Annotated in this window: 17 protein-coding genes, 1 tRNA gene and 1 pseudogene; 7 read left to right on the forward strand and 12 right to left on the reverse strand. The window is 64.5% G+C overall.

All coding sequences use genetic code 11. The annotated features are described in order from the left end of the window. The first annotated feature begins 10 nt into the window (after positions 1–10). Positions 11–1,846 carry a PTS fructose-like transporter subunit IIB gene (locus IPK66_04755; GenBank protein ID MBK8174603.1) on the forward strand — a complete coding sequence of 612 codons (1,836 nt, stop codon included), beginning with the start codon at positions 11–13 and terminating at the stop codon, positions 1,844–1,846. 77 nt (positions 1,847–1,923) lie between these two features. Here the strand turns inward: IPK66_04755 and IPK66_04760 are convergent, their stop codons facing one another. The 4 genes from IPK66_04760 to IPK66_04775 all read right to left on the reverse strand — a co-directional run bounded on the left by IPK66_04760 (position 1,924) and on the right by IPK66_04775 (position 5,594). Beyond that, entirely contained in the window at positions 1,924–2,520 is a 597-nt protein-coding gene (locus IPK66_04760) for a DUF2889 domain-containing protein (GenBank protein MBK8174604.1), read from the reverse strand. 67 nt (positions 2,521–2,587) lie between these two features. After that, entirely contained in the window at positions 2,588–3,871 is a 1,284-nt protein-coding gene (locus IPK66_04765) for an HlyC/CorC family transporter (protein MBK8174605.1), read from the reverse strand. Positions 3,872–3,876: 5 nt separating this feature from the next. Then, positions 3,877–5,037: a 3-dehydroquinate synthase gene (locus IPK66_04770; protein MBK8174606.1), complete on the reverse strand. Its 1,161-nt coding sequence runs from the start codon at positions 5,035–5,037 to the stop codon at positions 3,877–3,879. Further along, a complete protein-coding gene (locus IPK66_04775; GenBank protein MBK8174607.1) occupies positions 5,034–5,594 on the reverse strand; it encodes a shikimate kinase in 561 nt (186 codons plus the stop codon). The genes IPK66_04770 and IPK66_04775 overlap by 4 nt, the downstream gene beginning before the upstream one ends. 204 nt (positions 5,595–5,798) lie before the next feature. Between IPK66_04775 and IPK66_04780 the strand changes: the two genes are divergently transcribed. The 4 genes from IPK66_04780 to IPK66_04795 all read left to right on the forward strand — a co-directional run bounded on the left by IPK66_04780 (position 5,799) and on the right by IPK66_04795 (position 10,903). Continuing rightward, the gene (locus IPK66_04780) at positions 5,799–5,939 is read left to right on the forward strand and encodes a hypothetical protein (GenBank protein MBK8174608.1); all 141 of its coding nucleotides are present in this window, start codon (positions 5,799–5,801) and stop codon (positions 5,937–5,939) included. A gap of 122 nt (positions 5,940–6,061) precedes the next feature. Then, positions 6,062–6,982 carry a tyrosine recombinase XerD gene (locus tag IPK66_04785; protein ID MBK8174609.1) on the forward strand — a complete coding sequence of 307 codons (921 nt, stop codon included), beginning with the start codon at positions 6,062–6,064 and terminating at the stop codon, positions 6,980–6,982. Between the two features lie 183 nt (positions 6,983–7,165). After that, a complete protein-coding gene (locus tag IPK66_04790) occupies positions 7,166–8,119 on the forward strand; it encodes an acetyl-CoA carboxylase carboxyltransferase subunit alpha (GenBank protein MBK8174610.1) in 954 nt (317 codons plus the stop codon). Positions 8,120–8,596: 477 nt separating this feature from the next. Beyond that, complete coding sequence (locus tag IPK66_04795; protein ID MBK8174611.1) at positions 8,597–10,903, forward strand: calcium-binding protein; 2,307 nt, start codon at positions 8,597–8,599, stop codon at positions 10,901–10,903. Positions 10,904–11,139: 236 nt separating this feature from the next. On the opposite strand, the gene IPK66_04800 is transcribed toward IPK66_04795, so the two are convergent. The 5 genes from IPK66_04800 to IPK66_04820 form a co-directional block, all read right to left on the reverse strand. Next, on the reverse strand, positions 11,140–11,601 hold the full coding sequence (locus IPK66_04800) for a flagellar biosynthesis regulator FlaF (protein MBK8174612.1): 462 nt from the start codon (positions 11,599–11,601) through the stop codon (positions 11,140–11,142). Positions 11,602–11,701: 100 nt separating this feature from the next. Then, the gene (locus IPK66_04805) at positions 11,702–12,160 is read right to left on the reverse strand and encodes a flagellar biosynthesis repressor FlbT (protein MBK8174613.1); all 459 of its coding nucleotides are present in this window, start codon (positions 12,158–12,160) and stop codon (positions 11,702–11,704) included. Positions 12,161–12,362: 202 nt separating this feature from the next. Further along, positions 12,363–13,577, reverse strand: a complete 1,215-nt coding sequence (locus IPK66_04810) for a flagellin (protein ID MBK8174614.1) — start codon at positions 13,575–13,577, stop codon at positions 12,363–12,365. Between the two features lie 225 nt (positions 13,578–13,802). Further along, complete coding sequence (locus IPK66_04815) at positions 13,803–15,575, reverse strand: pentapeptide repeat-containing protein (GenBank protein ID MBK8174615.1); 1,773 nt, start codon at positions 15,573–15,575, stop codon at positions 13,803–13,805. Positions 15,576–15,712: 137 nt separating this feature from the next. Further along, complete coding sequence (locus IPK66_04820; GenBank protein ID MBK8174616.1) at positions 15,713–16,942, reverse strand: 6-phosphofructokinase; 1,230 nt, start codon at positions 16,940–16,942, stop codon at positions 15,713–15,715. 271 nt (positions 16,943–17,213) lie between these two features. Here IPK66_04820 and IPK66_04825 point away from each other — a divergent pair. Further along, a tRNA-Glu gene (locus tag IPK66_04825) sits at positions 17,214–17,289 on the forward strand. A 337-nt stretch (positions 17,290–17,626) separates the two neighbouring features. Then, complete coding sequence (locus tag IPK66_04830) at positions 17,627–19,468, forward strand: phosphoenolpyruvate carboxykinase (GTP) (protein ID MBK8174617.1); 1,842 nt, start codon at positions 17,627–17,629, stop codon at positions 19,466–19,468. A gap of 187 nt (positions 19,469–19,655) precedes the next feature. On the opposite strand, the pseudogene IPK66_04835 reads toward IPK66_04830, so the two are convergent. The 3 genes and pseudogenes from IPK66_04835 to IPK66_04845 all read right to left on the reverse strand — a co-directional run bounded on the left by IPK66_04835 (position 19,656) and on the right by IPK66_04845 (position 22,545). Further along, positions 19,656–20,603, reverse strand: a pseudogene (locus IPK66_04835) (IS630 family transposase). Between the two features lie 397 nt (positions 20,604–21,000). Beyond that, entirely contained in the window at positions 21,001–21,672 is a 672-nt protein-coding gene (locus IPK66_04840) for a transposase (GenBank protein MBK8174618.1), read from the reverse strand. Between the two features lie 12 nt (positions 21,673–21,684). Beyond that, a complete protein-coding gene (locus IPK66_04845; GenBank protein ID MBK8174619.1) occupies positions 21,685–22,545 on the reverse strand; it encodes a site-specific integrase in 861 nt (286 codons plus the stop codon). Between the last annotated feature and the right edge of the window lie 99 nt (positions 22,546–22,644).

Genomic DNA, 22,644 nt, shown 5'->3' on the forward strand with positions numbered 1-22,644 from the left:
AGACAAGACGTTGGCAAACATCATTGGTGTGACCACCTGCCCCACCGGTATCGCCCATTCCCTGATGGCTGCGGAGGCGCTCCGCAACATCGGACGAATGATGGGCCATACGATCAAGATCGAATGCCAGGGCGCGGAAGGAACCACGGACCCGCTCAGCGACGACGACATCGCTAACGCTGACCTGGTCATTCTCGCCGCCGACATTCATGTCGAGCGCACGCGCTTCGAAGGGGTGCCGATCTTCGAGACGGTGACGAGCCGGGCCATCCGCGACACGGAAGGGGTGCTCGATGACGCCCTGACTGAAGCCGGCATCACCAGCCGGCCGCCCGCATCGGTCGCGAGGGTCGCGCCGACTGTCGCCGCCCCGGCGCCGGCACCGACCGGGGCGCCAGCGGTTGTGCCCGATGAGGCGCCCGGCGGCAAGCGCATCGTCGCCATCACCGCCTGCCCCACGGGGATCGCGCACACCTTCATGGCGGCGGAAGCCTTGAAGAAGGCGGCGGCCGTATCCGGACATCAGATCAGGGTGGAGACCCAAGGCTCCGTCGGCGCCAAGAATCAACTTTCCGAGGCGGATATCGCCGGGGCCGATGTTGTGATCATCGCCGCTGATACGCACGTCGATCTGAGCCGTTTCACCGGCAAGTCCTTGCATCAGACTTCGGTCGGCTCGGCGGTCAAGCAGGCAGGCCAGGTTATCGAGGCTGCGCTGGCCGCGCCGGCGCTAGCGGCTCGAATCGAGGTGGCCAGTCATGCGTCGAAACCGAAGCCGGCAGAAAAGCGGGCGGGGCCGTACAAGCATCTGCTGACCGGCGTATCCTACATGCTGCCGATCGTCGTCGCCGGCGGGTTGACCATCGCGCTCTCCTTCGTTTTTGGCATCGAGGCGTTCAAGGAGCCGGGTACGCTGCCGGCGGCGCTGATGCAGATCGGCGGGGGCGCGGCGTTCGCGATCATGGTCCCGGTGCTGTCCGGTTTCATCGCCTATTCGATCGCGGACCGGCCGGGCCTGGCGCCGGGCCTGATCGGTGGCATGCTCGCAGTCAATCTGCAGGCAGGCTTCCTCGGCGGCATCGTTTCCGGCTTTCTCGCCGGCTACATCGCCAAGGCGATGCGTGATTTCATCAAGCTGCCGGTTCATTTCGAGGGATTGAAACCGGTTCTCGTCATCCCCTTACTCTCGACGCTCGTGGTCGGTCTGCTGATGGTCTACGTCGTCGGTGCTCCGGTGCGCGCGATCATGGAAGGCCTGACGGCCTTTCTGCAAAGCATGGGCACCACCAACGCCGTGCTGCTCGGCCTGCTGCTGGGTGGAATGATGGCCGTCGATATGGGCGGTCCGGTCAACAAGGCGGCCTATGCCTTTTCCGTCGGCCTGTTGACCAGCGATACGTTTACGCCGATGGCTGCGGTGATGGCCGCCGGCATGACCCCGCCGCTCGGTATCTGCCTCGCCACGATCATCGGCCGCAACCGCTTCTCCCGGGATGAGCAGGAAGCGGGAAAGGCGGCGGGCGTGCTTGGTTTGTCGTTCATTACCGAGGGCGCCATTCCCTTCGCCGCGAAGGACCCGCTGCGGGTCATCCCATCGATGGTCGCGGGGTCCGCGGTCGCCGGGGCGATCTCGATGTACTTCGGGTGCGGTCTGCGCGCACCGCATGGTGGCGTGTTCGTGCTCGCCATTCCCAACGCCGTGAGTCACCTCGGCTGGTACGCCCTCGCCATCGTCGCCGGCACCCTCGTCACCGCGATCGCCCTGGTGATCGTCAAGCGACCCCTGGATGAACCGAAACCCGCCGCTCGCCTCATTGCGACGTCTCCCCACGGCCGGGGACAATGAGGACGATCGCGATCCCGCCGCGATCGCAAGATGGGGGAAAGGGGCGGGGGCTCGCCTGGCCACGGGCGCCTGGGTGCTTACGTGAGAGGGGACTCGCCATCGTCCGCGCGCCCGCCATCGCTCACGGCTGGCCGGTGAAACTCCGGCCAGAGTCGCCGGACGACGTCGCTGGAGCGGGCGAGCGCGTGGCAGGTATCGAGGATGGGGGGCGGGCGGCCGTCGTCGGCCGGCTGCTGGCGGCGCGACCGCGCGCCGGCGATGGTCTGCATCGCCGTCGTCGTCACCGGCCCGAGCAGCAGTTCGCTCAGGTGGGTGCAGCCCTGTACGCCACCCATGCGCCCAACGACAGCCTTGCGCCAGCCGGGACCGATGCGCAAGCCGCGCAGACGATCGAACACCGGCGTGATCGCATCGCACAGCGAGAACGGTCCCGCCTCCGTTTCGGCCTCGGCCGCAATCACCGTCAACGCATCATCAAGCGTCAGGCGGACGTGCATGCGATGGATCGGTTCCCCCGCGACGATGCCGCCCCGGTCCTGATTGGCGAAGGAGTAGGACTTGGTATCCTCGAGCGTCGCCTCGATGTCCCAAAGGCCGTCTTCGCGGCGGTAGCCACGGCAGCGGATGTCTCGGCTGTGTATATGCTCGCGACGCGCCGGCCGGCTCAATGCCATTTCCTGGGTTCTCCTCGCTTGTCTCGCTCGCCCGCTGCCGTTTGCCACACGCGCGGTCGAACCGCGACTAGCCGCGGCGCTCCTGTTCTGCCGGCGGGGTGATGCGGATTGCGGTGATCTGATGGCGGTGACGCCGGAGGATCTCGAAGCGGAAGCCATGGAAGCGGAACGTCTGGCCGACATCCGGAATGCGCTTGGCTTCATGCAGGACCAGGCCGGCGAGGGTCACCGCCTCCTCATCCGGTAGGCGCCAGTCGAGTTCACGGTTGAGGTCGCGGATGGTGACGCTGCCCTGCACGACGAAGCTGCCGTCCGACTGGCGGATCACGCCGGGAACGGCGATGTCGTGCTCGTCCGATATTTCGCCCACGATCTCCTCCAGGATGTCCTCGAGCGTGACGATTCCCATCATGCTGCCGTACTCGTCGACGACGATTGCGAAATGTTCGCGGCGGCGACGGAATGCCTGGAGCTGGTCCATCAACGTTCGTGAATCCGGCACGAACCAGGGCTTCGCCGCCAGCTCAACGATATCCAGTCCATCGAGGTTCCCGCCACGGGACTGCACGGCACGGAACAGTGCCTTGGCATGGATCACGCCGACGACGTTATCGGGCTCCCCCCGCCATAGCGGAATGCGCGTGAACGGGCTGACCAGCGCCTGGCCGACGATCTCGGCTGGCGCCTCGTCGGCATCGAGCATCGTGACGTTGCGCCGGTGGGTCATCACCTCGTCGATGGTCACCTCGCCGAGATCGAGGATGCTGTGCAGCATCGCCCGCTCGTCGCGCACGACATTGCCCTCGCCGGCGTGGAGCTCGATGGCACCGCGGAGTTCCTCGGGCGATGGCCCCAGGCTTGCCTGCTCCCGGCCGGCGCCGATCGCCCATAGCATCGTGCGCATGACGAGTTCCAGCGTGCGGGTGATCGGAGAGAGAACGACGACGAGCGTCCGCACGATTGGCGCGATGGATAGCGCGACGTCGTTCGAACGTCGAAATGCGAAAGTCTTCGGTACGATCTCGCCGAACACAAGAACGAGAAGCGTCATGGCCAGTGTGGCGTAAACGATCCCCGCGTCACCGAACATCGGAATCAGAACGCTGGTCGCCAAGGCTGATGCGAGGATGTTGACCAAATTGTTGCCGAGCAAGATGGTGCTCAGCAACCGGTCGGTTCGCGCGTGCAGGCGGTTCACGAGCCCCGCCCGGGCATTGCCGTTCTGCTCGAGCTGATGCATCAGCGGCCGCGAGGCTGCGGTCAGCGCCGTCTCGGAGGCGGAGAAAAAGGCGGAAATGACGAGAAGAATGACAACTGCGACGCCGGTGAGCGTCAAATAATCGTCCGGCATGGTACTCACGTTGTTGGCGATGGGCTCCGCCGCGCCTCGGCGAGCGCATCTTCGAGCAGCGCGCGCACCGCGCCATCGTCCACGCCTTTGCGGACGAACGCGCGGCCGATGCCCTGCGCAAGAATGAACGTCAGGCGGCCGCCGTGCACTTTCTTATCACCATACATATGGTGCATAAGATCGTCGGCCGTCGTCGGCCGGCCGGTGAGGACGGCAAGATCTCCCTGCAATCCCATGGCAGTCAGGTGGCGTCGCACACGGTCCGCGTCCTCTTTCGGCGCGAGGCCCAGGCGGACCGAGAGATCGAACGCCAGTGCCATGCCGATGGCGACCGCCTCGCCATGCAGGAGGGCGTCGCCGAAGCCGGTTTCCGCCTCGAGGGCGTGGCCGAAGGTATGGCCGAGGTTGAGTAGGGCGCGCCGCCCCGCCTCGCGTTCATCTTCGGCGACGATCGCCGCCTTGGCCCTGCAGCTCACGGCGACGCAATGGCGCTGCGCAGCGATATCGCCGGCGAGCACGCGCGCTCCATGCGCCTCCAGCCAACTGAAGAACGCCGGATCGTCGATCAGGCCGTACTTGGCCACCTCGGCATAACCGGCGCGTAACTGCCGCGCATCGAGCGTGGCCAGTGTGCCGATGTCGGCGAGGACGAGGCGCGGCTGATGGAACAGCCCGACAAGGTTCTTGCCGTGGCGCGCGTTGATGCCGGTCTTTCCGCCAACAGAACTGTCGACCTGCGCCAGGAGAGTGGTCGGCACCTGGATGAAGTCGAGGCCGCGTAAGAGGATGCCGGCCGCAAAGCCGACGATATCGCCGATCACTCCACCACCAAGGGCGAGCAGGATCGAGCCGCGCTCGATCCGCAGATCGAGGACGCGCTCGCATAGCAGGCTCAGATGCGCAAAGTCTTTCGTCGACTCGCCGGGTGGCAGGACGATCGTCGCCTGCTCGATTCCAACCCCCGTCAATGTTCGCGTGAGCGCCGGCAGATGCAGCGCCGCCACCGTCTCGTCGGTGACGACGATCAGTCGTGGCTGGTTCAGCAGCGGACGGATGAGGTCTCCCGCCCGGGTGAGCAGGCCATCGCCGACGAGGATATCGTACGATCGTGCTCCCAGCGCGACGCGAATCGTCTCGTGTGAAGCGCCGTTAGCGTCGGGGCTCATGCCCGCACCCGGGTATCGGCGGCACCGTGATATCGGGCCAGCGCCGCAAGCACACGCTCGGTCGTAGAATCCGGCGCTTCATCGCTGGTATCGACGACAATGTCGGCCTCGGCGTAGATGGGATAGCGCTCGACGATCAGCGCCGCAAGGATCGCCCGCGGATCGCCGGTCGCCAGCAACGGACGCCCGCTGCGGCCGCTGGTGCGCCGATGCAAGATATCAAGTTCAGCCCGCAACCAGATGGAAACACCGCGGGAGCGGATCAGCGCCCGCGTCGACGGATCGATGAACGCTCCGCCGCCAGTCGCCAGCACGTGAGGCGGCAGCGTCAGCAGGCGCGCGATCACGCGCCGCTCGCCTTCGCGAAAGGCCGATTCGCCGAGTCGCTCGAAGATTTGCGGAATGCTGGCTCCCGCCGCCTTGACGATTTCGTCGTCGGCGTCGACGAACGGCAGCCCGAGGCGGCGTGCCAGAAGGCGCCCGATCTTCGTCTTGCCGGCGCCCATCAGGCCGATCAGCACGATCGGACGATTTTTGTCTGGAATGTCGAGGGTCATCGGCAACGCCGGTTCAATGCCGCTCGCACTTGCGCGATTGAAAGCCGGCAGCGCCGCCGATAGATTTCCGTTGGTTCCTCATGGCCTCACGCTAGCAGAAAATATTCGGCGTGTCGCGATGACGCATTCCCATTCCGCGAGCCTCGGTGCGGGTCCGAAGGCTTGATCCAATCGCTCGTTTCGACGCAGAAGGTGCCAGAGCCGATGAGTTCGATTCTTCGTATCGCCATCATCGCCGTCGTTGTGCTCCTCGTGGCTGGCGTCGCCCTCCTGGCAACAGTCGACCTGCAGCCGCCGACGCATCATATCGAGAAGGTCCTGCCGAACGAACAGTTCGCGCACTAGCTGCGAGACTGAGGCGGAACCGCGCCGTGAGCTCCAGACGGAATTGCGGCGACGCTGCCGAGGCACCGCGTTCGCCCCCGCTATCGCCGGTATCGCTGCGCGCGCTCGAAACCTTTATCGAAATGATGTCGGCCGAGCGCGGTGCTGCCCGTAATACGCTCGACGCCTATCACCGGGACCTGAGCGGATTTCTCGCCCACGCCGAACGTGCGGGCATGAACGCCATTTCGGCGGACAGTGAAACGCTGCGCGCGTACATGCTCGCCCAGGGGCAGGCGGACATGTCGGCCCGCACGGCGGCGCGCCGGCTGTCGGCGTTGCGTCAGTTCTTCCGCTTTCTTTTCGCCGAAGGAACCCGCGCCGACAACCCGGCTCTCGTCCTTGATGCGCCGAAGCAGCGCCCGGCCATGCCCAAATGCCTGAGCGAAGACGAGGTCGAGCGGCTGCTCGCCGCCGCCGCCGATCGTCCGGGTGCCGACGGCCGGCGGATGACGGCGATGCTTGAGATCCTCTACGCCACGGGCCTCCGCGTTTCCGAGCTCGTCGGACTGCCGCTCGCCGCGCTGGACCGGGACGGACGGACGCTGATCGTCCGTGGTAAGGGCAGCAAGGAGCGCATGGTGCCGCTGACCGAGCCGGCAATCGATGCGATCGCCACCTATCTCGACGTGCGCGAGCATTTTCTCGCGCACGGCCACCTCAGGAGGCGCGCGGCGCAAAAACCCTGGCTGTTTCCTTCGCGCTCCGGCGCCGGGCATCTGACCCGCATCCGGTTCGGCCAGTTGCTCAAGGAGACGGCAGTCGCGGCCGGCCTCGCGCCCGGGCGCGTCTCGCCGCACGTCCTGCGGCACTCCTTTGCCAGTCATTTGCTGGCGCACGGTGCCGACCTGCGCAGCCTGCAACAGCTCCTCGGCCACGCCGACATCGGCACGACGCAGATCTATACCCACGTGCTCGATGCCCGGCTCAAGGCGCTCGTCGAGCGTGCGCATCCCTTGGCTCGCCGCGCCGCACCGCCCGAGGACGAACCAGAACGGCCGTGAGCATTCCGTTCTCTGTAGAGACGAAGGGCACCTGTCGTCTATAAGCATGCCGGAATGGAATCGATCGGGCGCGCGCCCGACGGCTCGCCTCCGTTCGTCGGCTGATCGCTTCCCCGCGGAAGGGCGCCGTACCCACAATTATGGCCGAGCGGAGCGAGCCGGCCACCAGTTCACCATGAGCCGATGCGAACGTTTCTGGATTTCGAGAAACCGATTGCCGAGCTCGAGAGCAAGATCACCGAGCTTCGCCATCTCAGCAGCAGCAGCGATTTGAACATCGCTGACGAGGTGACCCGCCTGCAAGGCAAGCTCGACTCGCTCCTGAAGCAAACCTACAGCCGGCTGACACCGTGGCAGAAGACACAGGTGGCACGGCACGTCGAGCGACCGCACACGGCTGATTATCTGGACCGCCTCGTCGATGGTTTCGTGCCGCTCTCCGGCGATCGCGCCTTTGCCGAGGATCCCGCAATGATCTGCGGTATCGGCCGTTTGGGTGGTCGGGCCTGCATGTTCATCGGCCAGGAAAAGGGAGCGGATACCGAAGGCCGGCTGAAGCACAACTTCGGCATGCCGCGGCCGGAAGGCTATCGCAAGGCGCAGCGGCTGATGCACCTCGCCGATCGCTTTGGCCTGCCGGTCGTCACGCTGATCGATACCCCCGGCGCCTATCCGGGTGTCGACGCCGAGGCACGCGGCCAGGCCGAGGCGATCGCCCGGTCGATCGAGACTTGCCTTGCCCTCTCGGTACCGCTGGTCAGCGTCGTCATCGGCGAAGGCGGCTCCGGGGGGGCGCTCGCGCTTGCGGTCGGCAACCAAGTGATGATGCTCGAGCATGCGATCTATTCGGTGATTTCCCCGGAAGGCTGTGCCTCGATCCTCTGGCGCGACAGCGAGCAGGCAAAGACGGCGGCGCAGGCGCTACGCCTGACCGCCCAGGACTTGAAATCCCTTGGCGTCATTGATGCGATTATTCCCGAACCTCTGGGCGGCGCCCATCGCACGCCACAGAGCGCCATCGATGCCACGGGTACGGCGATCGAACGCGCTCTCGATGAGCTTGCCGCCATCGACGCCGCAACTATCCGGCAGAACCGGAAGGAAAAGTTTCTTGCTATGGGGGCATTCGCGCGCTGATTTTGCGATTGCTCGACCGTTTAACGAGGCGACAGAACCTCTTCTCGCCGATTATCCGACCGTTTCTCGCCTGGAAGTTGTGGCGCTTTGAGTTCGGAATACCCCTAAACGCTGTGGCGATCCAACGCTGAGGCGAGCTCTCGCGATCAGCATTCAGCTCCATCTACGTATCCGAGCAGAGTGCCGGATTGTTCGGGTTAATCCGGATCAGCCACCCAAAATTCCGTCAAAATCCTGCCACGAATCCTATGTGAGTCGTTTCGCACTTAGCTGAACGACCGTTGCTAAGCTCTTCTAATCAAGGTGGTTTTGTCCGTTGCGCCGGGTTCGTCGAGCGTGTATGCAGCGCCCGCGAACGAGTACCGATTTCGTTCGCGATCTCGGCCCCGCCGGCGTCATTCGGCCCCCTGGAACGGGAGATGCCAATCGGTCCGAGCACGCTTCGCGTTGGATACCTCACAGAAGGTCTAAGACAACATGGCAACGATCAACGGGACAGCAGGTAACGATACGATCAGGCCGGGCACCGTGTCTGCCGGCGTGACAGGCGGACAACCGGGCGCGGGGGCCGATTTGATTTCCGCACTGGGAGGGAATGACTATGTCCTCGCCGATGAGGGCAACAACACCGTCATCGGTGGCACCGGCAATGATACCATTTACGGCGGGAGCGGGGCCGACAGCATCAACGGCGGTGCCGACAACGACTATCTACAAGCCTACGATGGCAACAATACCGTCATCGGAGATATCGGCAACGATACCATCTATGCCGGAAGCGGTGCGGATTCGCTGAACGGCGGCGTGGGCAACGATTACATCACCTACAGCGGTAACGCCGGCATCGGCGATACGATCATCGCCGGTGACGGCAATGATACAATCTATGCCAGCGACCTTTCCGCGGTGGTTAATGCCGGTGCCGGCAGCGATTGGGTACAGATCGACGGTCTCGTCGGTGTCAATTACAACCTCGCGGCGCTCGGCATCGAGACCATCTACGGCAGCGATGGCGCCGGCGATACCCTCAACGGCTCCGGTCAGTCGGTCGTGATCGCGCTTTACGGGCGCGGCGGCGACGATTCACTGGTCGGCGGAACGGCATCGGACTATCTCAACGCCGGTTCCGGCGACAATACCGTCGTTGGCGGCGCCGGCAACGATACGATCTACGGTAGCGGCGGCGGCAACGACAACTTTGTCGCTGGCGACGGCAACGACTACATGAACGCCTACGGCGGCGATAATACCGTCGATGGCGGCGCCGGCAACGATACGATCTATGCCCAGGACGGCAACGATCGCATCGTCACCGGCATCGGTGATGACTACGTGAGTGCCGGCTACGGCGATGACTCGATCAACGGCGGCGACGGCAACGACAACCTCGATTCCGGCGGCGGCGCGGATACAGTGATCGGTGCCGGTGGGAACGATACGATCACCGTCGACGGCGACGTCGCGGTGGTGAGCGGCGGGGCCGGTACCGACTACCTCTACGTCCAGGGCTCGCACGGATTGACCCTGAACGTCGCCGCGACGGGCTTCGAGTGGGTATCCGGAAGCAACGGCAAGGATGTTTTCGACGCCACGAACTCGACCGTCGCGGTCACGCTCTACGGCTATGGCGGGAGTGATCTGCTGAAAGGCGGCTCGGCGTCGGATTATCTCGACGGCGGCAACGGCCACAACACCATCTTCGGCAACGGCGGTGACGACAACATCCGCGGCAGCGACAACGGCAGCGATTCGCTCGCCGGCGGCGCGGGCAACGATCAGATTTATGCCTACGATGGAAACGACCACCTGACAGGGGACTCCGGCAACGACACCCTCTACGGCTACGGCGGCAATGATACGATCTCCGGCGGTACCGGCACCGACTACATGGACGGCGGCGCTGACAACGATACGCTCGACTATTCCTACCTGACGGCGGGGACCGCCGGCATCTCGGTGGATCTGGTATCGGGCACGGTCACGCTCTCGCCGGTCACGGGCGAAGGCAGCGAGCGGGCCTACAACTTCGAAAACATCATCAGCGGCGCGGGGGCGGACGTCCTGACCGGCAGCGGTGCGAACAACCGGATCATCGCCGGCGCGGGCGCGGACACGCTCTTCGGCGGGCTCGGCAACGATACGCTGGACGGCGGTGCCGGCAAGGATTCGATGACCGGCGGCGGCGGCAACGACACCTACTTCGTCGATCTGTCCGGCGACAAGGTCGTCGAACTGGCCGGCGAGGGCAACGATCTGGTGATGAGTAGCGCCACTTTTACCCTTGGCGCCAACGTCGAACGACTGACCTTGACCGGCACCGCCGCGATCAACGGTACGGGCCAGGCGCTCGGAAACACCCTGATCGGCAATGCCGGGAACAACGTCCTCTCCGGGCTCGCCGGCAACGATACTCTGACCGGTGGCGCCGGCACCGACGTGCTTTCGGGCGGAGTTGGCAATGACAAATTCGTCTTCGCCGCCGCCGGCGAATCCGCGGTCGGCGCTGCTCACGATACGATCACGAGCTTCGACGGCGTGGGGGGGGCGCTTGGCGATCTCATCGATCTGTCGATCATCGACGCCAACAGCGTCGCTGCCGGCAATCAGGCATTCACCTTCATCGGCACGGCGGCGTTCTCAGGGCTGGGGCAGGTGCACGCTATCGCCAGTGGTGCGGATACCCTGATCCAGGCCAACATCACCGGCTCTCTCGCGGCGGACTTCGAGATCCTGGTCAAGGGTGCGGCGGCCGCAGCCTGGCTCGCCGGTGATTTCGTCCTTTAAGTCGTTTGCGTGCCGCGCGGACGGCGGAGGCTTCTGAAAAAGGCCCCCATCGCACCGCGCGGCGTCTCGCCGCCGGCACCGATTTCGGCGATAGATGCCTCGACATCCGAAACAACACGGCCGGCTCCGGTCGTGGCGCCGCGATATTTGGAAGGTCGTTGCAGGCGCAATCGATCATGCGCCGATCGACAAACGCATCCGGTTTATGGTGTCGAAGGTGTGGCCCGACACCTCAACTACGAACAGTGGTCCAGCGGCTCCGACGACGGTGCGTGATTTGCTTCCACCATTGGCAAGATGGCATTCGGGCGCGCGCTGGCGAGACTGGCGTTCAAGCCTTCGATCATCCGGCAGTTGAGGTTGATCAGCGGATCGAAGGACGCCTTGGCGCGGCGAACGTCGTCGGCATAGCGCTGGGCCCACAGACCCAGCGAGATCAGCTGAGCGCGCAAAGCTTCCGGGAGCTTGTTGTCATCGCTGGCAAGATCAGCGACGAGGCTCGACCAGACCAAGTCGTTCTGGTAGAGGGCTTGGGCGACCTGTTTGGCGACGTCGAGCGGCGTCGCCGAACTGCTTGGTTGGGTTCGCGCGCTGCTGGCTTTCTCCAGCAGCGCGTTGCATTTCTGGAACACGACCATTTCGATCCGGCGGGCATCGGTCGTCTTGTCCTGAGCGGATTGATAAGTCTTGATCGACATGGACGCTTCCCTTTCTGCTAAATCGACCCGGTTGGTCGACGCGACGTCATATCGCGCCGGTGACGATCACCGACATCCCCGGTGTTTCGCCAACGCTGGTTCAAGCGCGCGCGTCAGCGACGGAATTGCGCATCGCCGCGACGACGCTGGTGCTCGCTTCCGAATTCATGCCCAATAGTCTTCGTTCATGCGGCAGCGCGTCGCGCAAGGCCTTGAGCGCCGAGCCGAACTGGTCCTGGCCGACGAAAGCCACGGCGGCGTCCACAGCGGAAAGGATGCTGGGTTCGCTCACGGCATCCTTGATCTCCCGCACGAGCTCAAGAAATCGGAGCTGCGCATCATCACGCTGATCGGGATCGATGTAGGTGATCTGAAGCCAGTACATGACGCGAAGCAACGGGGTGAGCGCGTCTTCCGGCATCAGGATTTCGCGCTCCCGCATGAAATTGACCTTGTTCAGAAGCTCGATGGTGAGCGGGTGACGCGCGGACTTGTTGCGGATGACGGCACCGTTGACGACGAGCCTCTCTCGCGGCTTCAGGCTGATATTGAGGGGCAATCGAGCGTCTCCGAGCGTATCGTTTTGTTCAATGACCGATCATCGCCCGGATAAGGTTAAGGCGAGGTTAATTGCCCTGCGAAGAGGCAGTGTGCCGGGAAGGGACACGAAAAAAGGCCCCGGGGCAGTGCGCCGGAGCCTTCTCTTTCGCGTTCGCAGGGGCGCGGCGGTAACCCGCCGCGTTCTTCGCGGGTTATCGTTCCTAGCCGCGGAACAGCGACAGGATCGAGCTCGGCTGGCTGTTGGCGATGCTGAGCGCCTGGATGCCAAGCTGCTGGCGCGTCTGCAGTGCCTGCAGGTTGGCGCTTTCCTCAGCCATGTCGGCATCGACGAGCTGACCCACGCCAGTGGTCAGCGAGTCGGTCAGCGAGCTTACGAACTTCGCCGACGCGTCGAGGTAGTTGCTGGCGGTACCGAGGGCCGCGACCGCGGCATTGACCGTATCGATCGCCGAGTTGACCGCGGTGAACGCCGTGGAAGCCGCCGTGCCAATGGCGCCGGCCGTAAGGCCGCCGGCGGTGATGGTCTGGGTTGCCGCAGTCAACGTGCCGGAGCTGGAGACGTCGAACGAGCCATCCTCGTTGTTGACGACGGTGAAACCGGCATCGCGCATCACATCGAACAACTTGCCCAGGGTTTGTGAGGGCGTGTCACTCGCCGTGTCGCTGACGACGGCAAATGCGACGGTGCCGGCAGCCGCGTTCGGATCGGTCGTCGTGTCCGTCGCGGTGGTCAGCGCGTTGCCACCGCCATCGTTGATTTCAAAGGTGTAGTTGATCGCATTGCCGGCAGCATTGGTCATGGTCAGCGAAATCGTATCGCCCTCCGCGAACGCAAGGCCGTTAGACTGGGCGAAATTGACGCTGGTATTGCCGGTAACGCTGAGGCTGCCGATGCCGAGCGTCGCCGATGTCAGGTCCTGGGCGGCCACGTTGTAGGAGGCGATGCTTTCGCTGGTCGCCGACGTGCGATTGAGACCAGTAAGCACGTCGAGGCCATTGGCGTTGGTGCCGTCCAGCAGGTTGACGCCGTTGAACTGGGCGGCGGAAACGATGCTGTCGATGCTGCTGACGATGCTGTCCATGTCCTGCTGGATCTTGCCAAGGTCAACGTTCTGCTGCTGGCCTTCGGTGACCTTCGACTTCAGCTCGTTCAGCTTGTCCGAGATCTGCTCGGCGGCGCTGAGTGCCACACCCGAGGTCGACTTGCCGAGCGCGATGCTCTGCGAGGCGGACTTCAGCCCGGCGATATCGCCGCGCATGCCCTGGGCGATGGTGAAGGTCGAGGCGTTGTCGGCCGCGCCCGCCACCTTCATGCCGGTGGTGATGCGGTTCTGGGTCGTCGACATCGCCTTCTGCGTGTTGTTCAGCGACTGCAGGGCGGCGAGGGCGTTGTTGTTGGTGACGACGGAAAACATGGAAATCTGCCTTCAATCTCGAAGTTGCTGGAGATGTGCCGGCTTGGCCGCGCGTCGCTTTGAGCGACTGAAGGAGGACGAGGCGCTGATGACGCCGTGGTCGATCCCGGCAGGGGTTCCTGCCTTGCCGCGGGCGAAAAGGTCCCGCTGGCAAGTCCGGATCATGCGCCCCGCCGGTTAAAAAAAGGTTAATCCGCGAGCGGCGGCGGCGCCTCACGGTGCGGATCAGGGAACGGTCGCGGCGGCCGGCGGCACCGGCGTTTTCGCGGCCAGCGCTTCCAGTTGCTTTCGCGCATCGATCGAAAGATCGAGCGTAAGATCGCCCTTTTTCTCCGCCGTCAGCAGCCGGCGTGCCAGCTCCGGCCACAGCGGACGATTTGCATCAGGATTTTCCGCGATCGACCGGGTCGAAACGGCCCGCCAAGCAATTCTGCTTGCTGCCCCCGTGTCAGCGCGAGCGAGGTCGGTGAGATAGGCAGCGAGCGCGATATCGTAAGTCGCCTCGTCCGTGGTTAGCATTTCGCCGACGCAAGCGAAATTCGCAGAGATTGCCTCGACGAGGGCTGGTCTTCCCGGTTCGATTTCAACTCTGGGCAGGGGGTCAGTGATATCAATATTGCGCATATCGGCGAGAGATACATTGGTGACCTCGTCGAATATGGCCCCTTCAAAGTTGGCGCCCCGCAGGTCCGTAGCCTGCATCTGCGTGCTCCCGAGGGCGGCGCCTTGCATTTGCGCCTCAAGAAGAATCGCACCTTGCATATTCGCGCTCCCGAGACGTGCGTTCTGTAATTCCGCGCCGGTAAGATCTGCGCCCTGCATCCGCGCCACTGTCAAGTCCGCGCCCTGCATCTGGGCGCCCTGCAGGTTCGCGCCCTGCATCTGGGCGCCCTGCAGGTTCGCGCCTTGCATGTTTGCCGCGAGTAGGTGCGCTCCTTGAAGGCTCGCGCGTCGCAAAGATGCCCCGCGCAGGTCGGCGCCGGAAAAATCGGCGTCGAAGAACTCGCTTTCCTCGAAGTCGGCGAAGCGGAAGTTGCGGCCGCGCAGGAACAGTGCCTCGACGCGGATGAGCAGCTTGGCAAGATCGGCGCTCCCTGTGCGCAGTTCGTAGAGCACTTCGCCGTCCGGCCTTTCGGCGACCAGCAGCCGGTGGTCGAGCTTGAGATGGCGGCAACCCCAGCCGAGCTGGCCCATGAACGGACAAATGGTGTTGTCGAGCGGATGATAGCGCCAGCCATGTGGCTTTCCTTCCGCCTCAGGTCCAGTGGTTGTGCTGTCCGGCGGCGGGATGCCGAGATAGACGGCGGCGAAGGCGAACAGCAGGGCGGCGGGAAGCCCGTTGCGGATCATCGCCCGCCAGCGGCCGGCGGACCGCCAATCCTGCTTGCGGCGATCCTGGCGGTACCAGAAATAGACGAGCGCCGAGAGGTCGAGCGCGAGGCAGCCGAAGTGGACGACGTAGGTGACGAAAGGGTTCTGGTAGCGCAGGAAGCTGATCTGGGTGGCGAGGAACACCAGCACCGGCACCACCACCAGCATGACCCAGACGACGATCTTGTAGAGCCGGCTGTGCAGGGTTGAGCCGTGGGACGAGGACCAGTACTGGATGAACTCGACATTGGCGAGCAGTTGGCGGCAGCGTTCCCGGTCCGGCTCGCGGGCAAGCGAGCTGCGCATCTCCTGATCGAGCAGCCGCAGGTTTTCCGCCAGCATGTCGTAGCGGATCAGCGTGTGGACGTGCAGGAACAAGAACAGCAGCGGCGCCAGCGCGTAGGAGGCGAGGACGGGGATCTTGACGCCGAGCTGGGAGAACTCGACGGAGGTGCCACGCAGCAGCACCTCGTCGGAGGTGGCGATCACCGTCGCCGTAAGGTAGACGGCGATGGCGAGCACGAACAGCCCGCCGGTCTGGGCGGCCTTGGCGCCGTCGTTGATCGAGGCGATCAGGCTGGCGATGTAGGCCGGCGGCTCGAAGCCGGCGCGCACCCGCGGGCGCATGTTCCATCCCCCTCATCCTGCAACCGCAAGACGCTACGCCAGCTCCGCTCGCCCGTCCAGCCGGCGCTGACGCAAAAAGCGCGCGGCCCCTGTTGCGGGACCGCGCGCCTTAAGTTGCGAGCCGATGCGCCGGCGGATCAGCCGACGTTGAGGATTTTCGGCACCTTGTTGAGGCGCAGCCGTGAGACCTCCGGCATGCCGGATCCCAGCAGCGGGCGCAGGTAGAGCAGGAACTTGTCGGTGACGTCGTGGCCGTTGGCGGCGATGAACTCGTCCGGCATCACCTTGGTCTTGGCGGCGATGTTCTGCAGCGCCGTCAAGTGGTAGTCGACCGAGTAGAAGCCGGTGCGGTGGATGGTCACCGAGCCGGAATGGTTGCCCTCGCTGTCGCCGAAATGGGCGTACTGCACCGCCTTTTCGCCGACTTCACGGGCCTCGCGCTGGTCGACGTCGGACACGCAACCGAGGAACGAGCGTTGCAGGTAGCCGAAGGTATCGCCCCGCACCCGCTTGATGTTGCTGTTCTGCTTGATGTGATCGGTGAGCAGGTCAGCGAGCGCGCCGGTGCCGGAGAGCTGGACGTTGCCGTGCGCGTCCTTCTCGACGTTCTTGGCGAGCTTGGTGGCGATCGGATCGCCGGCCTCGTCGTGGATACCCTCGGAGACGGCGACGATGCAGCGGCCGTACTTGTTGTAGACGGTGGTGACGTCCTTGACGAACTCGTCGAGGCTAAACACCCGCTCCGGCACGTAGATCAGGTGCGGGCCGTCGTCCTCGAACTTGCGCCCGAGCGCCGAGGCGGCGGTGAGGAACCCGGCGTGCCGGCCCATGACCACGGCGACGTAGACGCCCGGCAGCGCCCGGTTGTCGAGATTGGCGCCGGCGAAAGCGAGGGCGACGAAGCGCGCCGCCGACGGAAAGCCCGGCGTGTGATCGTTGATCACGAGGTCGTTGTCGATGGTCTTGGGGATGTGCACGCAGCACAGCGGATAGTCCGCCGATCTCGCCTGCTCGTGCAGGATGCGGGCGGTATCCGAGGAGTCATTGCCGCCGATGTAGAAGAAGGTCTCGATGCCGTGGGCGCGCAACACCTTGAAAATCTCGGCGCAATACTTCTCGTCCGGCTTATCGCGGGTCGAGCCGAGACCCGAGGTGGGGGTGTTGGCGACCATCTCGAGGTTATGGGTGGTCTCACGCGTGAGGTCGAGGAAATCCTCGTTGATGATGCCGCGAACGCCGTGATAGGCGCCGTAAACCCGCTCGACCGAGGGAATTTTGCGGGATTCGATCACCGCGCCGACCATCGATTCATTGATGACCGCCGTCGGCCCGCCCCCCTGCGCGACAAGCACTTTGCCGTGCAACATGACTTGCTGCCTCCGCTATCTTTTGGAGCTGAAATGGATTCCCGCTCGTTAAGGTGAATGCCCGCCATTCTGGCGCGCGATCGGCGATTTGCGTCGCCGCCGACCTTTTGCCGGACCGTACCACGCGTCGCCGGATGGTCAAAGGTGAAAAGCCCGCGGGAAATCGGACTGATGTGCGTGCCCAAGCGCACCGTCCGGACCAACTTCCTGCACAGCGGCACGCGCGAGGTTCTTGCTTTTGCCCGCAGCCCCGGCTACCAGAGACACGCCTGACCCCATCGTCTAGAGGCCTAGGACACCACCCTTTCAAGGTGGTAACACGGGTTCGAATCCCGTTGGGGTCGCCAGCCGCGCAGACATTGGTTCAGCATGGGTTTTCCGTGCGTCTGCGGCGTTGCCGGATCGGCTTTGCGGTTCGGGAGCAGGCACGATAAACGCGCAGCGTTTGGGCGTCCTCAAGGCGTGTGTGAGGGCCAGATCCATCGGCAAACCTCCGCCGAAGCTCCTATTGCAACTGCTCACCATCTGCGCTTGAACCATTCCCGGAAATGCTTAATGTGATCGTTGCATTCCCATTTTACCCGGGTTGAGCCTGGGCGTTAGCGCATTCGTCCGCCATCGTTCGTTCGAGAGAGGATCGCTGAGCGGAGAGTCGATCAAACCAATCAGTGCGAGGGACCATAAATGACTGCTACTGGACGCGATCGAACAAAGAACGCCAAGCTGCTGGCCTGGGTGGACGAGTGGGTCGCCCTGTGCAAGCCGGACAAGGTGCAATGGTGCGACGGCTCCCAATCCGAATACGACGCGTTGTGTGAGGAACTGGTGCAAGCCGGGACCTTTACCCGCCTGAACCCGGAGAAGCAGCCGAATTCCTACCTCGCCCGCTCGCATCCTTCGGATGTGGCGCGTGTCGAGGATCGGACGTTTATTTGTTCGAAGACGAAGGAAGAAGCCGGTCCGACCAATAACTGGGAGGAACCGGAGAAGATGAAGGCGATGGTTCGCGCCCAGTATGACGGATGCATGCGCGGTCGCACGCTTTATGTCATTCCGTTCAGCATGGGTCCGCTGGGCTCGCCGATCGCCAAGATCGGCGTGGAGATCACCGACAGCGCTTACGTCGCCACCAACATGCGGATCATGACTCGTATGGGACAGGCCGTGCTGGATGTGCTCGGCGACGACGATTTTATCCCCTGCGTGCATTCGGTCGGCGCGCCGCTGGAGCCGGGCCAAAAGGACGTGGCTTGGCCGTGCGAGCCGGAGATTTCGCGCAAGTACATCTGTCACTTCCCTGACACGCGTGAGATCTGGTCGTATGGCTCCGGCTATGGCGGCAACGCGCTGCTCGGCAAGAAGTGTCTGGCGCTGCGCATCGCCTCGACGATGGCCCGTGATGAGGGCTGGCTCGCCGAGCACATGCTGATCCTGGGCCTCGAGTCCCCGCAGGGCGAAAAGACGTATGTCGCGGCGGCGTTCCCGTCGGCGTGCGGCAAGACCAACCTCGCCATGATCCTGCCGCCGGACGGCTTCGAGGGCTGGAAGGCCTACACCGTCGGTGACGACATCGCCTGGATCAAGCCGGGGCCGGACGGCACCCTGCGCGCCATCAACCCCGAGTATGGCTTCTTCGGCGTTGCCCCGGGCACGTCCTACAAGTCGAACCCGATGGCGATGGAGACGATGAAGCCGGGCAATTGCATCTACACCAACGTCCTTTTGACCGACGACGGCGATGTGTGGTGGGAAGGCATGGACGGCCCGGTGCCGGCGCACGGCATCGACTGGAAGGGCAACGAGTGGACTCCGGAATCCGGAGCCCCCGGCGCGCATCCGAACTCCCGCTTCACCGCTCCCGCGTCGCAGTGCCCGACGATCGATCCGGCGTGGGAAGATCCCGCTGGTGTGCCGGTCTCGGCGTTCCTGTTCGGCGGGCGGCTGTCGAAGACGTTCCCGCTGGTTTACGAGGCGTTTGACTGGAACCACGGCGTGTTCATGGCCGCGACCATGGGCTCCGAGGCGACGGCGGCGGCGATCGGCCAGGCGGCAATTCGGCGTGATCCTTTCGCCATGCTGCCCTTCATCGGCTACAACATGGCCGATTACTGGGGTCACTGGGTCAAGACCGGCCTGCGCACCGAATTGAAGCTGCCGAAGATCTTCCGCACCAACTGGTTCCGCAAGGACGAGAACGGCAAGTTCATCTGGCCGGGCTACGGTCAGAACATGCGGGTGCTGAAGTGGGTGGTCGATCGGGTGCGGGGACGTGCCGGTGCCGTCGAGAGCCCGTTCGGGATGATGCCGACCTACGAGGAAATGACTTGGGCCGGTCTCGATTTCTCGAAGGACAAGTACCTGAACATCATGAACATCAGTCGCGATGGCGCCCTTGCCGAAGCGGCCGAGATCAAGACGTACTTCGCCACGTTCGGCAACCATCTGCCGCCTGAGCTGGAAGCGCAACGACAGGCGCTGGAAGAGCGTGCCGGCAAGGCGCCGCAGGTATGGAGCATGGCCGGCTAGATCCAGCCCACCATTCGAACGGCACTGCATCAAGGCTTACGGCCGGTCCCCTGGGGTCGGCCGTGACAATGCAAAAGAAAAGGCCCCGATCGCGGGGCCTTTTTTATTGGTGTGATCGCGGTAAATCGTTTCGATCGTGGCGCCCGAACGGCCGGTGGGGCTCGCGCCACTTTAGAGCGGTTTCCACTCACTCTGGCTCATATCCTGCGGGGGTGAAGAAGTTTGCGCATTCGGCTGGTGTGAATAGATCGATGAGCGAGCCGATGGTGCGCCAGAGGCCGTCGACGGTGCGTTCGGCGGCTTTTCGGAGCAGGGGCTTCAGCTTGGCGAACGCGTTTTCGATCGGGTTGGAGTCCGGGCTGTAGGGGGCAGGAACCGCAACTCAGCGCCGGCGGCTTTGATCGCCGTGCGGACGGCGGGCGATTTGTGGCTTGAGAGATTGTCCATGATCACGATGTCGCCTGGCTTGAGCTCGTGCACGAGGATCTGGTCGACATAGGCATCGAAGGCCCGCTGGTTGATCGGGGCGTCCAGCACCATGGGCGCGACGATGCCCGACAGCCGCAGACCGGCGACGAACGTCGTCGTCTTCCAGTGGCCAAACGGCACGCCTATGCGCAGCCGTTCACCGCGCGGGGCGCGGCCATGGGTGCGTGCGATGGCGGTGGACGCCCAGGTCTCGTCGATGAACACCAAGCGGTCCGGATCGAGATCGGGCTGCGCCTCGAACCATGCCAGCCGGCGCATCAGGACATCCGCACGGTCCTGCTCGGTCGCGTGTCCGGTCTTTTTTGCGCGTGATGCCGCGGCGCTGGAAGAAACGGTGGACGGTACGGATGCCGACCGGCGTGCCCCGTTCGGCCAACTGACGCTGCACTTCGACCAGCGTGATGTCACGCTGCTCTTTCCACAGGCCCAGGATGAAGCCCGCCTGCGCTTCAATCCGGTGCGAATTCTTGTCGCCGCCCTGCGGCTTCGGCGCAAAATCCTCCGTCTTGCGCCGTCGCGCGTGCCACCGGATCGCCGTCGATGGCGCAACGCCGAACCGCGCCGCGGCTTGGCGACAGCTCAGTCCTTCATCCTCGATCGCCGCGATCACCCGGCGGCGCAGATCCATCGAAAGTCCCAGACCCATGCATGCTGGCCTCCATCCCCAGCACGCAGCTTGAATCAGAAAATCAACCTCTTGGGAATCTGGAGGCTTCTGTGAGGTCGCGGACGAGGTCTTCGGCGTGCGCTGGCGCGACCTCATCGAAGCCGGATTGAACGAACCCGCGGATGGCCGAGCTATGGGGATTGTTGCTGCGTCTGGTGGTCCGAGACCGCTTTCGGGCGGCTCGGCATGGGGATCGATCCGGCGCGGTCGAGGCCGGCGACGCCGGGCGGTTGGTGGCAGCAGTGAGCTGAACCGGGGTTTCGTGGGGCGCCGCGCCGGACCTGGTGCTGCCGGAACGGTTGTTGGGCAAGACGATGGGTGCCGGCACACGGCAGCATCGGTGCTGGACAGGCGGGGCAGCAAGGGTGGCGGCCACTCATGAAGTGTCCTGCCGGAACGAGGGTTGCGGCGGCGGCCTCAGAAGGATGGCGAAGGTGATCATCGGGCCGCCGCAGCAGGGGCAGCGATCGAACGCGCTTGTAAGTTGCTTCTGCTCGGGTGGGACCTTGGTCTCGGGATCGACCGTCGGCGAGGCGGCCAGCAGCTCGCGGCGGAGCGCCAGCTTTGCTGCCTGTTGGTGATTGGCGAGGAAGCCGTAATGGCGGATGCGATGGAAGCCGTCCGGCAGGGTGTGGAGCAGGAAGCGGCGGATGAATTCATCGGCAGCGAGAACCATCAGCTTCGCCTTGCCGTGGTGGCGATAGTCCTTCCAGCGGAAGGCGACGTCGCTGCCCGTCACCTCGACCGAGCGCGAATTGGCGATGGCGACGCGGTGGGTGTAGCGACCGAGATAGGCCAGCACCTGTTCCGGGCCACCGAACGGCGGCTTCGCATAGACCACCCATTCGACGCGCCGCAGGTCGCGGAGGCGACGAACGAAGCCGCAGTCGGCGCAGCTCTCGGCATGGCCGCCCAGCGCCGCCGTCCGGCACAGCGTGATGGCGCTGATCACCCGCCGTTCGACCCGGCCGAGGTGAGCGTGATGCATGCGCCGATAGGCCTCGCCGTGGCGGCGGAAGACATCCGCCACTTCCCATGTCGCCGCCATCGCGCGGCCGGATCAGGCGGGCGGCACGACCTCCAGCGTGAGGCGGTCGAGCGGGCTCTGCGTATGCCGGATCAGGCCGTTCGAGACCCGCGTGTAGCGCGCCGTGCTCGACAGGTTGGCATGGCCAAGCAGCACCTGGATGATGCGGGTGTCGGTGCCGTTCTCCAGCAGGTGGGTGGCGAAGCTGTGCCGCAGCGTGTGCACCGTCACCCGCTTCGCAAGTCCGGCCGCGGCGCAGGCGGAGCGGCAGGCCGCATGCAGCACCTGGACGTCGACCGGCTTCGTCTCATCGCGGCCGGGGAACAGCCAGTGGCTGGGCCGGGCCAGACGCCAGTAGGTGCGCAGGATGCCCAGAAGCTGGGCCGACAGCATGACGGTGCGGTCCTTGCCGCCCTTGCCATGCTCGACCCGGATCACCATCCGCGCGCTGTCGATATCAGCAAGCTTCAGACCGACCGCCTCGGACGCCCGCAGCCCCGCCGCATAGGCCGTCGTCAACGCCACGCGGGTCTTCAGGCTCGGCACCGCCTCGAGAAAGCGCACCACTTCATCGGCATTCAGCACCACCGGCAGCGTGCGCGGCTCGCGTGCATAAGGGATGCGCTCCGGGATCTCACCGTGCCCCAGCGTGACGCCGTAGAAGAACCGCAGCGCACACACCGTCTGGTTCAGCGCCGGCCACGAAATGCCGGTCGACACCAGATGGACCTGGAACGCCCGCACGTCCTCCAGGCCAAGCTGGTCCGGCGAGCGACCAAAGTGGCCGCTGAACTTGCTGACCGCGTGAAGATAGGATCGTTGCGTCGCCAATGACAGATTGCGGACGGTCATGTCCTCGACCATGCGGCGGCGCAGAGGGCTCATCTCGGCCATCGCGGTGCTCCTGTCTGAGGATCGGGCTTCAACACGCCGTAATCCTCCCAGACGGGAGCCGCCCCCGCTAACCGATCACCCCACCCCACGACACCGGGT

The organism is Rhodospirillales bacterium (assembly GCA_016712595.1).
In the GTDB taxonomy this organism is placed as follows: domain Bacteria; phylum Pseudomonadota; class Alphaproteobacteria; order Rhodospirillales; family Defluviicoccaceae; genus Defluviicoccus.

Bases quoted from the DNA above. Each gene is read 5' to 3' on its own strand.
- IPK66_04760 (MBK8174604.1), bottom strand. From the start codon at position 2,520: ATGGCATTGAGCCGGCCGGCGCGTCGCGAGCATATACACAGCCGAGAC.
- IPK66_04765 (MBK8174605.1), bottom strand. From the start codon at position 3,871: ATGCCGGACGATTATTTGACGCTCACCGGCGTCGCAGTTGTCATTCTT.
- IPK66_04770 (MBK8174606.1), bottom strand. From the start codon at position 5,037: ATGAGCCCCGACGCTAACGGCGCTTCACACGAGACGATTCGCGTCGCG.
- IPK66_04775 (MBK8174607.1), bottom strand. From the start codon at position 5,594: ATGACCCTCGACATTCCAGACAAAAATCGTCCGATCGTGCTGATCGGC.
- IPK66_04780 (MBK8174608.1), top strand. From the start codon at position 5,799: ATGAGTTCGATTCTTCGTATCGCCATCATCGCCGTCGTTGTGCTCCTC.
- IPK66_04785 (MBK8174609.1), top strand. From the start codon at position 6,062: ATGATGTCGGCCGAGCGCGGTGCTGCCCGTAATACGCTCGACGCCTAT.
- IPK66_04790 (MBK8174610.1), top strand. From the start codon at position 7,166: ATGCGAACGTTTCTGGATTTCGAGAAACCGATTGCCGAGCTCGAGAGC.
- IPK66_04795 (MBK8174611.1), top strand. From the start codon at position 8,597: ATGGCAACGATCAACGGGACAGCAGGTAACGATACGATCAGGCCGGGC.
- IPK66_04800 (MBK8174612.1), bottom strand. From the start codon at position 11,601: ATGTCGATCAAGACTTATCAATCCGCTCAGGACAAGACGACCGATGCC.
- IPK66_04810 (MBK8174614.1), bottom strand. From the start codon at position 13,577: ATGTTTTCCGTCGTCACCAACAACAACGCCCTCGCCGCCCTGCAGTCG.
- IPK66_04815 (MBK8174615.1), bottom strand. From the start codon at position 15,575: ATGCGCCCGCGGGTGCGCGCCGGCTTCGAGCCGCCGGCCTACATCGCC.
- IPK66_04820 (MBK8174616.1), bottom strand. From the start codon at position 16,942: ATGTTGCACGGCAAAGTGCTTGTCGCGCAGGGGGGCGGGCCGACGGCG.
- IPK66_04830 (MBK8174617.1), top strand. From the start codon at position 17,627: ATGACTGCTACTGGACGCGATCGAACAAAGAACGCCAAGCTGCTGGCC.
- IPK66_04840 (MBK8174618.1), bottom strand. From the start codon at position 21,672: ATGGCGGCGACATGGGAAGTGGCGGATGTCTTCCGCCGCCACGGCGAG.
- IPK66_04845 (MBK8174619.1), bottom strand. From the start codon at position 22,545: ATGGCCGAGATGAGCCCTCTGCGCCGCCGCATGGTCGAGGACATGACC.